Origin of the sequence: Paenibacillus cymbidii, assembly GCF_004764705.1 — a bacterium.
GTDB lineage: Bacteria > Bacillota > Bacilli > Paenibacillales > NBRC-103111 > Paenibacillus_AN > Paenibacillus_AN cymbidii.
In genome coordinates this window covers 49029-62202 of the sequence record NZ_SHLX01000024.1, presented here as the reverse complement: position 1 = coordinate 62202, position 13174 = coordinate 49029, and the positions used below count along the sequence as shown (strand labels likewise).

General features: G+C 57.7%; 11 protein-coding genes. 2 read left to right on the top strand and 9 right to left on the bottom strand.

Annotation, left to right across the window (positions count from 1 at the left end; translation table 11 throughout):
- Window positions 1-72: 72 nt before the first annotated feature.
- Window positions 73-2451 (bottom strand): helix-turn-helix domain-containing protein, encoded by a 2379-nt coding sequence (locus tag EXY20_RS27180; protein ID WP_167859553.1) that lies wholly within the window; start codon window positions 2449-2451, stop codon window positions 73-75.
- Between the two features lie 126 nt (window positions 2452-2577).
- Window positions 2578-3054 (bottom strand): transcriptional regulator NrdR, encoded by a 477-nt coding sequence (gene nrdR / locus EXY20_RS27175; protein WP_135555280.1) that lies wholly within the window; start codon window positions 3052-3054, stop codon window positions 2578-2580.
- A gap of 144 nt (window positions 3055-3198) precedes the next feature.
- On the opposite strand from nrdR, the gene EXY20_RS27170 reads away from it, so the two are divergent.
- Window positions 3199-3423 (top strand): alpha/beta-type small acid-soluble spore protein, encoded by a 225-nt coding sequence (locus tag EXY20_RS27170; protein WP_135555279.1) that lies wholly within the window; start codon window positions 3199-3201, stop codon window positions 3421-3423.
- 108 nt (window positions 3424-3531) lie between these two features.
- Here the strand turns inward: EXY20_RS27170 and EXY20_RS27165 are convergent, their stop codons facing one another.
- From EXY20_RS27165 to polA, 5 genes are all read right to left on the bottom strand, one after another.
- On the bottom strand, window positions 3532-4098 hold the full coding sequence (locus tag EXY20_RS27165; RefSeq protein WP_135555278.1) for a lytic transglycosylase domain-containing protein: 567 nt from the start codon (window positions 4096-4098) through the stop codon (window positions 3532-3534).
- On the bottom strand, window positions 4095-4691 hold the full coding sequence (coaE, locus tag EXY20_RS27160; RefSeq protein WP_135555277.1) for a dephospho-CoA kinase: 597 nt from the start codon (window positions 4689-4691) through the stop codon (window positions 4095-4097). Before coaE ends, EXY20_RS27165 begins: the two co-directional genes overlap by 4 nt.
- Before the next feature lie 42 nt (window positions 4692-4733).
- Window positions 4734-5432: a sporulation membrane protein YtaF gene (ytaF, locus tag EXY20_RS27155; protein WP_135555276.1), complete on the bottom strand. Its 699-nt coding sequence runs from the start codon at window positions 5430-5432 to the stop codon at window positions 4734-4736.
- 83 nt (window positions 5433-5515) lie between these two features.
- Window positions 5516-6367, bottom strand: coding sequence for a DNA-formamidopyrimidine glycosylase (mutM, locus tag EXY20_RS27150; RefSeq protein WP_135555275.1), 852 nt, complete (start codon window positions 6365-6367; stop codon window positions 5516-5518).
- 74 nt (window positions 6368-6441) lie between these two features.
- Complete coding sequence (gene polA, locus EXY20_RS27145; RefSeq protein ID WP_135555274.1) at window positions 6442-9099, bottom strand: DNA polymerase I; 2658 nt, start codon at window positions 9097-9099, stop codon at window positions 6442-6444.
- A gap of 121 nt (window positions 9100-9220) precedes the next feature.
- Here polA and EXY20_RS27140 point away from each other — a divergent pair, with 121 nt between their 5' ends.
- Window positions 9221-9997, top strand: a complete 777-nt coding sequence (locus EXY20_RS27140) for an HAD family hydrolase (protein WP_167859552.1) — start codon at window positions 9221-9223, stop codon at window positions 9995-9997.
- On the opposite strand, the gene EXY20_RS27135 is transcribed toward EXY20_RS27140, so the two are convergent.
- Both EXY20_RS27135 and phoU read right to left on the bottom strand, forming a co-directional pair.
- Entirely contained in the window at window positions 9952-11760 is a 1809-nt protein-coding gene (locus tag EXY20_RS27135; protein ID WP_135555272.1) for a GGDEF domain-containing protein, read from the bottom strand. The genes EXY20_RS27140 and EXY20_RS27135 overlap by 46 nt on opposite strands.
- Before the next feature lie 745 nt (window positions 11761-12505).
- Window positions 12506-13165 carry a phosphate signaling complex protein PhoU gene (gene phoU, locus EXY20_RS27130; protein ID WP_135555271.1) on the bottom strand — a complete coding sequence of 220 codons (660 nt, stop codon included), beginning with the start codon at window positions 13163-13165 and terminating at the stop codon, window positions 12506-12508.
- Window positions 13166-13174 lie beyond the last annotated feature (9 nt).

The window sequence follows — 13174 nt, the reverse complement described above, 5'->3', positions numbered from 1 at the left end:
TTTACCCGCATGGCCACGTTATTGACATTGTACAATGATCGGCATCCCGCATTTTCACAGCACCGCGGGCAATCAGGCGCCGACATGCAGCTTGCGGTACTCGCCGGGCGTCATGCCCGTATATTCCTTGAACAGCTTGATGAAGTAATTCGTTTTGTAATACCCTACCGTTTCGCCGATATCCTTGATTTTCATCTCGGTGCCGATCAGCAACGCCTTGCTTTTGCCAATCCGCACGCCGGTCAAATATTCCGAAAACGTTTCGCCGTTCTTCTCCTTGAATATGCGGCTCAAATACGAAGGATTGAGGCCGAGCCGGTCGGCAGCGACGGTCAGCGACATCTGTTCGCCATAGTCGCGTTCGATCATGCGCATGACTTCGTCGACGTGTTTGTTGTTTTTTTCCTGGAACGCATGATCGATGTGCGCCGTCAGCTTGACCACCATCTCGTCGAACCAGACCGCAACGGCTTGCCAATCGTCGCTCTTCTGCAGCAGCACGCTGTACAGGTTCGTATCGGCCGCCATCAGCTTGTCGAGATCGAGCCGCAAATCGTTCGAGGCGCCGGCAAGGCTGCCGAGAATTTGGATGAAGCCGTGCTGCACCTGGCGGTAGTGCGCCTTTGTCTGCTGCGAACGGATGTCGCGCATCATGTCGGCGAGCACGCGGCGTGCGCTTTCCGTTTCGCCGTTTATGAGGTAGTTGATAAGCGCCGCTTCCTTGTCTTTCGGATAAACGAACAGCGGCGTGTTCACGAGCCGCACGTCCTCGATGTAGATGACTTCGCACGTGCCGACGATGGTCCGGTAGCGCAGCGCCTCCCGCGCCTCCTCGTAAGCCCGGGGCAGCTCGAGATAATCGCTGCAATAGTTGCCGATGCCGATGGAGCAGCGAATGCCGATCGTCTCCCGCGCGTCGCGGATGATGTGCTCCGCCAGCAAGAAGTGCGCCTGAAAGTCGGATGGCGCGCAGTTGACGAGCGCGATGAACACGCCTTCCGACAGCTCGATGACGAGGCAACGGCGCCCGACGGACAACGTGCCGCCGGCCAAATCGACGAGGCGCAGCTTGTTCATGTCGACGACCTCGGCGCTTTCGGCCGGACTTCCCGCGGCGTGCGGCTCAATGGCGATCAAGAGCAGCATAAGCCCGTCCAGTTCAAGATGCAGGTCCAGATAACGCAACCTTTCGGCCATTTCGTCCCTGCCGATCGCGTGCTTGCGCAGCAAGCTGCGTATAAACTTCTCCTGGCTCGCCGGCATGCTCTCCATCAAGCGCAATTGCAAGCTCGACCGGTCCTCATAAGCGCCTTCGAGGCTGCTGCGGATCATCGTCAGCTCGCTGCTTCCTTTGCCTTCGGCCGCAGCGCCGCCGCTTGCGTCTTTCACGCGAATAAATTGCAGCAAATGCCGGATCGGGTTGTAAATATTCCGCGTCGTCATGAAAACGAGCAGCCCCGTCGCCACTACGAGCAGGAAAGTGATCAGCATGATGATGCTTTTGATATACGAAACGCTGCGGTACATTTCGTCAAGAGCGGTCGCCGTCACAAACGTCCAGCCGAGCGTTTCGGAGGATATGCCCGTAACCAGCATTTTGCGCCCGTCGTAATCGCTTTCATAAGAAAAATGGCCGCTTGCTTCCGTCTGGCCCTTTGTTTGCCAATCGGCTTCAATCATCGCGCTGAGCGTTTTGTTTTTTTCGTATAGCATCAATTTGCCGGCCTTGGACAATACGAACAGCGCGCTGTCCGTCTTGTTGTCCAGCTTGCTGATGAAGCGGTTGTAGATCGAAGCGGCGTCCAAATTGATGACCAAATAGTTGCCGCGGGCAAGCGACATATAAACGATCGGAATGACTTCCTTGACGCTGCCGTCCGGCTGCCGGGCCTGGCGCATCTCCATGAAGGCGGGAAACGAATCGATCGTTTCCGTAAACTGATCCCACCCCGGATCGTAGAACGAGTCGGGTTTGTATTGCATCAAGTCCCAGGTCATGACCATCTGCTTGGACGTGTCGTAGTAGTAAACCGACCAGATGAACTCGTTGGAAAGCTTCAGCGCTCGCAAATTTTCCAGCAGTCTCGCCTTGCGGTCGAGGTAGTTGTAAAGCCCCGGCAGGTCGTCGTCCGGATACGCGCCGTTCAACGCTTCGTAATAGGCGCCGCGGGGAAAGCCTTCAAAATCGCGAATGACCTGATCGAGTGACAGCTGCCGGAAATTGGCGGCGATGTTGCTGGCGACGACTTCCATCGCATTGACCGTCATTTTCAAATAATTGGCGCCTGCGAGCTGCAGCTCCTGCTGCATTTTTTGCTTGGCGTTGTGATAAAACAAGGGGCTGATGACGGAGATGGGCAACAAAGAGACAAGCAGCGTGTACGTGATGAGTTTGTAATAAAACAACCGTGTGCGGGCCGAATGCAACAACCGTTTGCGTACCAATTTCATCCCCCCGGTTTTCATTGGCGCATTTACAATCTATAGTATGGTATTACCAAATAATAAAACTGCTTCCTCCGCAGCGGCAAACGGCGGTCCGCAATCATCGGCTCCGCCGTCTCTGCGCCGCGCGCGCTACTTCCCTTGCTCGTCCATCTGATTTTTGACCAAAATTTGCGTCAGTTCCTTCATGAACATATTGATGTCTTTGAATTGCCGGTATACGGAAGCGAAACGAACATACGCCACTTCGTCAATCGGATACAACTGCTCCATTACCGCTTCGCCGATGTCGCGGCTTTGCACTTCGGGGCTGGCGGTGTTGCGGATTTGCATTTCGACTTCGGACACGATCGACTCCAGCTTCTCCACCGATACCGGCCGTTTCTCGCAAGCGCGGATCAAGCCGCGCAGCATTTTTTCGCGGCTGAATTCTTCGCGGCTGCCGTCTTTTTTGATGACGATCAGCGGCGTTTCTTCCACCATCTCGAAAGTCGTAAACCGCCGTTGGCATTGCTCGCATTCGCGGCGGCGACGAATCGATTTGTTTTCGTTCGCCGAACGCGAATCGAGCACTTTCGAACCGTTATAATCGCAAAAGGGACATCTCACGAGTCATTTCCTCCCACTCTCCTCGACGTGCGATCGCGATAAACGAACGCGTGCGGCCGGCAAAAATTTCCCAGCTGTTACCTGTAATGATCTGTGCGTATCCGAGCATAATAGAGTTACCAACCGACAAGGAGGTGAACAAACATGGCATCCAGTCAATCCCGCAGCAGCAACCAACTCGTTGTACCGCAAGCGAATGCTGCTCTCGACCAACTGAAATACGAAGTCGCTCAAGAGCTTGGCATCGCCATCCCGCAAGACGGTTACATGGGCAACATGGCCACTCGCGATGCAGGTTCGATCGGTGGTAACATCACTCGTCGTCTCGTGCAAATCGCTGAGCAGCAACTGGCAGGCAGCGCACGTTAACAACGTTATTTTCTGACGATACGAGCGCTTAACGGTTGCGATAAGCGCAAGGAAGATTGGAGAAGCATTGGACGACCGGCTCTGTTCAGAGCCCGTCCAATGCTTCTTTTATTGCTCCGAGTAAACCTGGACGTACTTGTCGTAGTAATACAATACCCGATCGACGTATTTGCGCGTTTCGGCAAACGGGATATCCGCGATGTGCTCCGGCTTTCCGTCCCATACCCCCGTCTGCCGCCACTTGACGACGTTGCCTTGCCCTGCGTTGTAGGCTGCAAGCACTTCCGCCAGGTTATGCTCGAACTGCTTGACGAGCAGATCGACATATTTGCTGCCCACCTTGATATTGACCGCAGGATCGTCCAGATCGTCAAGCGTCAGGTTACGAAGGCCGTCCTCCATGCCGAATATCCATTCCGCCGTATCCGGCATCAGCTGCATCAATCCGACAGCCCCCTTGCGCGATCTGGGCTCCGGCTTGTAATTGCTTTCGACGCGAATGATGGCGGCGATCAATAGCGGATCGACGGCGTAACGGCCGGCTCCGGCCTCGATCTCATCCCGGTAATGGATCGGATACATCAGCTTGCCGAGCCACGTGCTCCTATAAAACAGCGTCAGGAGCAGCGCGGCCAACACGATGGCCCAGAATCGTTTGGTGCGGAAGAAGCTCATGTCAGCCCCTTTCGTCGCCAGAACGTGTCCAGCTGAAGTTCGGTTTCGGCAAGCGTGCCCGAATTGTCGATGACGACGTCCGCCTGCTCTTTCTTGCGCTCGATCGGCAGCTGCGCGGCGATGCGGAGCCTGGCCGTCTCTTCGCTTGTCCCGTCCCGCGCCATAAGCCGCTGCAGTTGCATCTGCTCCGGCACATAGACGACCATCACCTCGTCGAACATGGCCGTCAGGCCCGACTCGTACAACAGCGGCACGTCCACCACAACGAGCCGCTCCGGCCGCTCCCGTTCCGCCTGCTCCATGCGGGCGATCATCTCGCGGCGGATGGCGGGATGCAGAATCGCCTCCAAATCTTTGCGCGCCGAAGCGTCGGCGAAGATGATATCGCCCAGCTTCTTCCGCGAAAGCGTTCCGTCTTCGGCGATGACGGCTTGTCCGAACCGCCGGGCGACGAGCGCCAGCGCCGGACTGCCGGGAACGACGACTTCCCGGGCGATCCGGTCCGCATCGATCAGCAGCGCGCCGCGGCGTACGAGCGAATCGGCGACGGTGCTCTTGCCGCAGGCAATGCCGCCGGTTAACCCAATATTCATGAAGATCGCCCCTTACCAGAGGTAGTTCAAAAAAAAGTTGGCCTATAAACTGGATAACATTTTCATCACGCCGATGACGATGAGCAGGCATCCTGGCACAATCGACAGCCGCCGCATCCACGATGCATCCGCGAACAAATACCCTACCCGCAATCCCGCCGCAATGAACAAATAGCTGGAAAACGCAATAACGATCGCCGTCAGCGACGGGGCGAATCCGATGAAGGCGGCGCCGATCCCGGCGCCAAACGCGTCGAGCGACAGCGCCAGACCAAGCAACAGCGCCTCGGAGGCGCTGATCGCGCCCGAACGGTCGACGTCGGCGACATGCGGAGTACGCAATATTTGAATGACCAGTCCAAGCATCTTGATTTCAATATGCACAATGGGGCGCTTTTCATCCGGCTCCCTGTCTTGCGGCTTCGCTTCGGCCTGCTCCGGCGATATGTCTTGCGACGGCGTATCTCCGCTCTTGCGCAAGATCACCTGCACGACCGCCCAGATGCCGATGCCGACCAGGATGACGGCTCCCGCCGCCTTGGCCAGCGACTCGGACACATAATCCGCCAGCCATACGCCGATCTGCATCGAAGCGAAAATGACGGCGCCCGACAACGCGGCGATAATCGCAAGCGACAGCATCGGAATTTTGATGCGCCGGAGCCCGTATGTCACCCCAACGCCAAAACTGTCCAGACTCAAGGCAAACGCAAGCACCGACAGAGAAAGGAAAGCCAGCATGATCGTCCTCCTTCCGGCTCGCGCAGCAAGCCGTATCCCTTACTAGCTTATGGGAGAGAAGAACGATGGGTGACTGCCCAAAATCAATCCTGCTTGCGCTGCCGCGGCCCGGGCGGCTGGCAGCGCGGGCAGAAATGGGTGCCGCGGCCGGCAAGCACCGTCTTGACGACCGGCTCGCCGCATGTATGACATGGCTCCGCCTTGCGGCCGTATACGTTCAGCTGCTGCTGGAACATGCCCATTTCGCCTTGGCCGTTGACATACGATTTGATCGACGAGCCTCCGGCGTCGACGGCGCTTTGCAGCGTCGTTACGATCGACTCGTGAAGACGAGCCAGATCGGCGGCGGTAAGCGAGGAAGCCTGCCGTTCCGGATGAAGGCCGGCGCCGTGCAGCGCTTCGTCCACATAGATGTTGCCGAGTCCGGCGACATATTCCTGGTTCAGCAGCAGCGGCTTGATTTTGGTCGGGCGTTCGCCGATCGTGCGCTTGAACGCTTCCAGCGTAAACTCGCCGCCAAGCGGCTCCAGCCCCAGCTTGCGCAGCGGCGGCGACACCAGCTCCTGGCCGGGAAGGAACAGGTGCATCGTGCCGAATTGGCGCACGTCCCGATACCGCAGTTCGGTGCCATCGGCAAAATGGAACACGACATGCGTATGCAGCTCGATCGGCTCGTCCGCGGCATAAACGCCGTAACGGCCTTCCATCCGCAAATGCGAGACCAGCACGAGCTCGCTCATCAGAAACCGGATAAACTTGCCCCGCCGTTCGATCGCTTCGATCGTTTGGCCGCGCAGCGCATCCGCAAACTGTTCCGGCTCCTCCGGCTTCTGGATAATGCGGGGCAAACGAACCGACACGCGTTCGATCGTTTTGCCGACGACGAGTTGCCGCAGCGTTCTTGTTACCGTTTCTACCTCCGGCAATTCCGGCATATTCATTCACCTCTAAAATGCGCCCGAAGACGTCGGCAGCCGTCAACAAGACACGCCGCCGCGTCTTCGCGCGGTTATTTCGCTTCGTACCAGTTCCAGCCATCGCTGACATCCGCCTTCAGCGGCACGTTAAGCGCGATGCAGTTTTCCATGACGTTCGGCACCAGCTCGCGCATCGTCTCGAGCTCGTCCTCCGGCACTTCGAACACCAGTTCGTCATGCACCTGAAGCAGCATGCGGCTTCTCAGCTTGCGCTCCTTGAGGCGCGCCGCCAATTGCACCATCGCCTGCTTGATAATATCCGCCGCCGTTCCCTGGATCGGCGTATTCATCGCCGTCCGTTCGGCGAACGAACGAAGGTTGAAGTTCGATGCCGCAATTTCCGGCAAATAACGCCGGCGCCCGAGCAATGTCGTCACAAAACCGTCCATGCGCGCTTTCAGCACGATGTCGTCCATATAACGGCGCACGCCCCGGAAGGCGGCAAAATATTGCTCGATAAATTTGGCCGCCTCGGCACGGGTGATGTCAAGGTTCTGCGATAACCCGTAGTCGCTGATGCCGTACACGATGCCGAAGTTGACCGCCTTCGCCTGCCTGCGCATGTTGCTGTCGACCTGCGACGCTTCGACGCCGAATACGTCCATCGCCGTCTTCGTATGAATGTCCATGTCGTTATGAAACGCGGCGCTTAAGCCCTCGTCGCCCGAAATGTGCGCCAACACGCGCAGCTCGATCTGCGAGTAGTCGGCGGCGAGAATGTGCCAGCCCGGCTCGCGCGGGACGAACACTTTGCGTATTTTGCGTCCTTCCTCAAGCCGGATCGGGATATTCTGCAAGTTCGGGAACTGGCTGCTGAGCCGGCCGGTGGCGGCGATCGTCTGCTGGTAATACGTATGGATGCGCCCCGTATCCTCGCGCACTTCCTTGAGCAAGCCTTCGACGTAGGTCGACTGCAGCTTGGCCAGCTGCCGGTAGAGCAATATATTGCCGACGATTTCATTTTTCGGCCGCAGCCATTCCAGCACTTCGGCGTCGGTCGAATAGCCGGTTTTCGTCTTCTTGTACACGGGAAGCCCGAGCTTCTCGAACAATACTTCGCCGAGCTGTTTCGGCGAACCGATATTGAACTCCATGCCGGCCTGGCGGTAGATCGCGGCAACGATCGCTTCCAGCTTGACGGCGATTTCGTCGCCGTGCTTGCGCAGCTCGTCCTTGTTCACCTTGATGCCTTGCTTCTCCATCGCGGCAAGCACGGACGAAAGCGGCAGCTCCAATTGGCGGAAAAGGCCGAGCATGCCGCCTTCGCCGAGCAGACGCTCCAGCGACGGCGCCAACGAGTGAACGGCCGCCGCTTTGCGGCCGAGATGCGCGGCCAGCGTCGCCTCGTCCGGCACGCGGAACTTGGCGCCTTTGCCGAAGACGGCTTCGTCGTCCTTCACGCCGGCATAACCGTGCTTCGATGCGATCAAATACAGCGAATGGCCGGACGAATCGGTCGGATCGAGCAAATAACCGGCCAGATGCACGTCGAAGACGCATCCGCGCAGCTCGATGCCGAGCCAGTGCAGTGCGATCTCCGCGCGATGCAGATCGAACAGCTTCTTCGGCTTCTCCGCATCTCCCAGCCAGTCGCGAATCGGCGCCGCCGCCGGCGACAGCAGCTCGGCTTTCGGCACGAACCAGCTGTGGCCCGCCACGTAAATGGCCAGGCCGATCACGTCCCCAATGTGCGGGTTGTCTCCCGCCACCTCGACGTGCAGCGTATCGGCAAGCGGCAGCTCGTTTGCGATGAAAGCGGCCATCCCGCTTTCGTGAAGCGTTTCGACGGCGAGCTCGTCCGCAGGCTCGTTATCCGCGTCGTCCGCTCCCCCGCTGAAATCCATCTTCTCCAGCATCGACTTGAACTCCAGCTTGCGGAACATCGCGGCCAGCGCCTGGCCTTCATAGCCGGCGTAAGCCAGCTCGTCCCACGTCAATTCGAGCGGCACCTCGCGGTAAATGGTCGCCAGGTCCTTGCTCATGCGCGCATCGGCTTCGTGGGCGGCGACCTTCTCCTGCATTTTGCCCGCGAGCTCGTTCGCATGCGCCAGTACGCCTTCCACCGTCTCGTATTGGTGCAGCAGCTTGAGCGCCGTCTTCTCGCCGACGCCGGGAATGCCGGGGATGTTGTCCGAGGCGTCGCCCATCAGCCCTTTCAGGTCGGTGATCTGCTTCGGCGCCAAGCCGTACACCTCGCGGATATGCGCCGGGTCGAACAGCTCCACTTCGCTGATCCCTTTGCGCGTCAGGGCGATCGTCACATGCTCGGATGCGAGCTGCAGCATATCCTTGTCGCCGGTGACGACAAGCACCTGCTCTCCGCGCTCGTCGGCGAGCCGCGTCATCGTGCCGATGATATCGTCCGCCTCGTAGCCGGACAGCTCGAATTGCGAAATGCCGAACGCCCGCAGCAGCTCCTTCACCAGCGGAAACTGCTCCGAAAGCTCGGAAGGAGTCTTCGCCCTTCCGCCTTTGTAATCTTTGTATTCGCTATGCCGAAAGGTGATCTTCCCCGCGTCGAACGCAACGAGAAAATGAGTCGGCTTCTGGTCGTCCAGCAATTTCAGCAGCATCGTCGTAAAACCGTACACCGCATTCGTATGCAATCCGCTTGAATTGCTCAGCAGCGGAAGCGCATAAAACGCGCGATTGGCAATACTGTTCCCGTCAATGAGAATCAACTTGTTCATCCAAGCACCTCACGCACAGTCCATTTTTCGCACACTTTTCATCATAGCATACATAGCGCCGCGGCGCATATGCTTAAGGCAAAGGGCGCCGCAAGGCACGGTGCCGCAAGGAGCGAACAACATGAAGACGGCGTTTCATCCGGAGCACAAAAAAGTCATCTTTTTCGATGTCAATCATACGCTCGTCGATCCGCAGCTGTCGTTTGAAGGAAGCTTCCTGGAAACGTTGCGCGAATATATGGGAAGATGGTCGGGCGACCGCGAGGCCGGGGCCAAACAGGCCTATGCGGCGTATGTGCAGGAATGGAACAAACGGTCGTCCCAGCGCGGCAAATCCGTCACCGCCAAGGATCGCGCCGCGCTGCAATCGGCGTGCATGCGCCACGCCCTGCAAGATTTGCCGCTGCCCACAGGCGATGCGACGATCAAAGCGATGCTGCGCAGCATCCGCGACAAGCAGACGCAAACGCCGAAGCTCGTTCCCGGCGCCATGGAAACGCTGCGCAAGCTGGCGTCGTCGTACCGGCTCGCCATCATCAGCAACGGCAACCCCGAGAAGCTCGACATGCAGCTCGAGCGTTTGCAGTTGCTCAAGCTGATCCCGCGGCAGCACGTGTTTGCGTCGCAACGGGGCGGATGGCGAAAGCCGAATCCCGCGCTGTTCCGGCACGCCGTCTCGCATATGCACATCGCGGCATCGCAAGGCGTGATGATCGGCAATTCCTGGCGCAACGACATCATCGGCGCCGTGCGCTCCGATATGGACGCGATATGGATCCACCCCGAGCACAACAAAAAAAGCTCCCAACGCAAGGTTGAAAGCCGCCGTGTTTTTATTCTGCGCAGGCTCGATCAGCTCGACAAGCTGTTCGCTTCGTCGTTGCAGGCGCATACGTAAACGCTGCCGCGCTTCGATTTCGCTTGTTTCTTGAGCGTCGCCGCCGTTTGCGAAATATGCTCCAGCGACGTTTGATTGTGCCCCGTCTCGCACAACACGAGCGACAGCGAAATCGTCACGCTCCCGCCTTCCACCCGATTGCCGTGCCGATCCTCCATGTACGAGGCCCGCTGCTCATCGTAAAAAGTACCGACCCCTTCGTCGAAGCGGCGGACAATATCCTCGCAAAGCCGTTCCGGGCGCTCCGTGTTCGAAATCGCGATAAAATCGTCGCCTCCGATATGGCCGACGAAGTCGCGCGGCGTTCCGTGCAGCGCGATCGATTGCTGAATCACCTCGGCCGTAAATTGGATGAGCCGATCCCCCTTGCGAAAACCGTACCGGTCGTTGAACCATTTGAAATAATCGAGATCCGCATAAATAACGGAAAATTTGCCGTCCCCCGCGATTCGCTCGCTCAGTTCGCGGTCGATTTCGCTGTTGCCCGGCAGCCCGGTCAGCGGGTTCGAAACGCGCGCATGCTCCACTCTCGCCTTGGTGATGCATTCGAGAATCGATTGAATCGACGCCACGCCGGCGAGCCGCCCCAGCTTCGTAATGACGACAAGATCGTACAGCCTGTGATTGTCGCGCGCCATCGCCATTCGCGATACTTGTTCGACCGGCAGCATTTCGTCGACGACCAGGGGGCCTGCATCCATCACATGGTCCAGCGTCTTCTTCCAGAACAGCGAGTAACCGTATTGCCCGGCAAGCTGCTGGAACAGCCGCTCGCGGTTAATCAGGCCGACCGGCACCTGATCGCTGGCGACAACGATGCCGGTTTCCATCGGATGCGAGTGGAAATAGCCGGCCACTTCCGAAATCGGTTCGTTTGGCGCAAACGTGCGAATCGGCGAAGCGGCATCCCCGATCGTCACGTGACCGCCGAGCGGGCCGAGGTTGCGCTTTTGCTGCATAATATTGGCGATGATGGTTTGGCTGATCGAAGCCGCTTCGGCCGACGGCATGCCGAGCAAATACCCTTGGGCGTAATGAACGCCCATACGCACGACCTTGACCAGCTCTTCCGGCTGCTCGATGCCTTCGGCCACGAGCAAAATGTTCATTTTGTTCGCAAAAGCGACGAACGATTCCAGAATGCATTCCTTCACCTTGTCCAGATGAATGCCGCTGATGAGGGAACGATCGATTTTGATATAGTCGGGCTTCAGCTCGGCGATCGCTTGCAGCGACGAATAACCCGCACCGGCGTCGTCAATGGCGATTTTATAGCCTTGGCTGCGGTAATGCGCCAGAATTTTTTTGGCCAGCGTAAAGTCCTCGATCGAGCTGCGTTCGGTAATCTCAAAAACGATATGCTCCGGACGCATGCCGTTCTGCTGCAAAATTTCCATCGTTTTGCCGGGTACGAATCGGGGGTCGTATAAAATGTGGGACGAAATGTTGATAAACAGCTTCTGCCGGTCGTGCTCCAGAATCGAGCCGCGAATCGCCTTCTCCCGCGCCAGCGAATCGAGCCGATACAGCACGCCTTCCTGCTCCGCCGTCGTGAACAGCAGCTCGGGGTTGCGATAGTCGCTCCCTTCCGGACCGCGGGTAAGCGCTTCATAACCAAAAATGTCGCCACCCGTAAGCGATACGATCGGCTGGTAAACCGCCCGAATGCTTTCCTTGCTCAGAATGTCGTAAAACTGGTCCAATGCGGGGGTGCTCATGTGCTCTCTGCCCCTCTCCAGTATCGCCTGCTGCCCTTTTTTCATCCTTGCGTCCGCCTGTTCGTCTGAATCTGGTTGCCGGTCCGTCTTTGTGGATATTCGTCGAAAAGCTTATGTACTCGATTATAACGGCTCAACATGCGCGTTGGATTAACGGATTGTAAAACCATTGTTAAAATCATCCTTTTTGCCGCGGCTAAGCAGCATACGGAGAGCAGGCCTAGAGCAAACGGCGAAATCGGCTCCCGCTGCGCGCGGGGGTTGGGATTCCGATCGCTTCTTGTTTTCCGGATTCTTTGAACGATCACGCCAAGGGGGAATCCGGAAAACAAAGGCGAACGCTGCCGCTTCTCCATCCCAACCCCCGCTCTCCGCTCTCGCCCCTCGCCCCTGTTTTAACCCTCTCAAAGCAGACACGTTGCACAAAGCCGCGGCATTCTCCCCTCCGCCAACAAAACAAATTTGCTTTTCGTGCCGCACCGATCAAGCGTCTGGGGAAATAGGCCATCTTTTATTGCCTATTTCGTTAAAAACGGGCACACCCTCCAAAATAACCAGTGAAATAACTGGTTATTCCCTTGAAAAGGTCGTTTTTGGGGCCTCAGGGTTGAAATAACCAGTATTTTCACTGGCTATTTCCGTCGAGGCGCCCGAAATCGGGCAAATAGGCCATTTTTCATGGGCTATTTTGGTTACTCGGCCCGGCATGGTGCCACGGCCATCAATAATGGAGCGTGAAACGAGAAAAAACCCGGCTAAGCGCCGGGTTGGAGTTACAAAACAGGAAGCCTCAAATATTCAAATCCTTGCGCTTGCCCGTCACCATGTAAATGACGCCTTCGCCGATGTTCGTCGTATGGTCGGCGACCCGCTCCAAATATTGCGCCACCATCACGAGATACATCATTTGCCGGCTCGCCGTCACGTCGGTTCCCATCTGCGGGATCAGCTCCTGCATGATCGCACTGTACAGCTTGTCGACCTCGTCGTCGCGTTCGGCCAGCGCCGCGGCGCGGTTGACGTTGCGCTCCGTATAGGCGCGCAAGCTTTCCTGCAGCATGTCGCGGGCGATATCCGCCATCTGCGGAATACGAACGAGCGGCTTGTACAGCGGCTGGCCGGCCAGCCGGATCGTAATTTTGGCGATGTCGACGGCGTGGTCGCCGATCCGTTCAAGGTCGACGGCGATTTTCTGCGCCATGCTGATGATGCGCAAATCGCTGGCCATCGGCTGCTGCAGCGCGATCAAGCTGAGGCAGTGCTCCTCCACCTTGATCATCATGTTGTCGACTTCGTCGTCTTGCCCGATCGTCGTGCGCGCCTTCGTTTCGTCGCCTTCGGCAAGCGATTCGACCGCCAGATTGATTTGCTGCTCGACGAGCGTTCCCATGTACAGCAATTCCTTCTGCAAGCCTTCGACCGATTGGTGATAGTTGGCTCTCGTGTCCATCCGTTCCTC

What these genes read in the sequence shown, in the direction of transcription:
- EXY20_RS27170 (WP_135555279.1), top strand. Translation starts at nt 3,199, where the DNA reads ATGGCATCCAGTCAATCCCGCAGCAGCAACCAACTCGTTGTACCGCAA.
- coaE (WP_135555277.1), bottom strand. Translation starts at nt 4,691, where the DNA reads ATGAATATTGGGTTAACCGGCGGCATTGCCTGCGGCAAGAGCACCGTC.
- polA (WP_135555274.1), bottom strand. Translation starts at nt 9,099, where the DNA reads ATGAACAAGTTGATTCTCATTGACGGGAACAGTATTGCCAATCGCGCG.
- phoU (WP_135555271.1), bottom strand. Translation starts at nt 13,165, where the DNA reads ATGGACACGAGAGCCAACTATCACCAATCGGTCGAAGGCTTGCAGAAG.
- EXY20_RS27140 (WP_167859552.1), top strand. Translation starts at nt 9,221, where the DNA reads ATGAAGACGGCGTTTCATCCGGAGCACAAAAAAGTCATCTTTTTCGAT.
- ytaF (WP_135555276.1), bottom strand. Translation starts at nt 5,432, where the DNA reads ATGCTGGCTTTCCTTTCTCTGTCGGTGCTTGCGTTTGCCTTGAGTCTG.
- EXY20_RS27180 (WP_167859553.1), bottom strand. Translation starts at nt 2,451, where the DNA reads ATGAAATTGGTACGCAAACGGTTGTTGCATTCGGCCCGCACACGGTTG.
- EXY20_RS27165 (WP_135555278.1), bottom strand. Translation starts at nt 4,098, where the DNA reads ATGAGCTTCTTCCGCACCAAACGATTCTGGGCCATCGTGTTGGCCGCG.
- EXY20_RS27135 (WP_135555272.1), bottom strand. Translation starts at nt 11,760, where the DNA reads ATGAAAAAAGGGCAGCAGGCGATACTGGAGAGGGGCAGAGAGCACATG.
- mutM (WP_135555275.1), bottom strand. Translation starts at nt 6,367, where the DNA reads ATGCCGGAATTGCCGGAGGTAGAAACGGTAACAAGAACGCTGCGGCAA.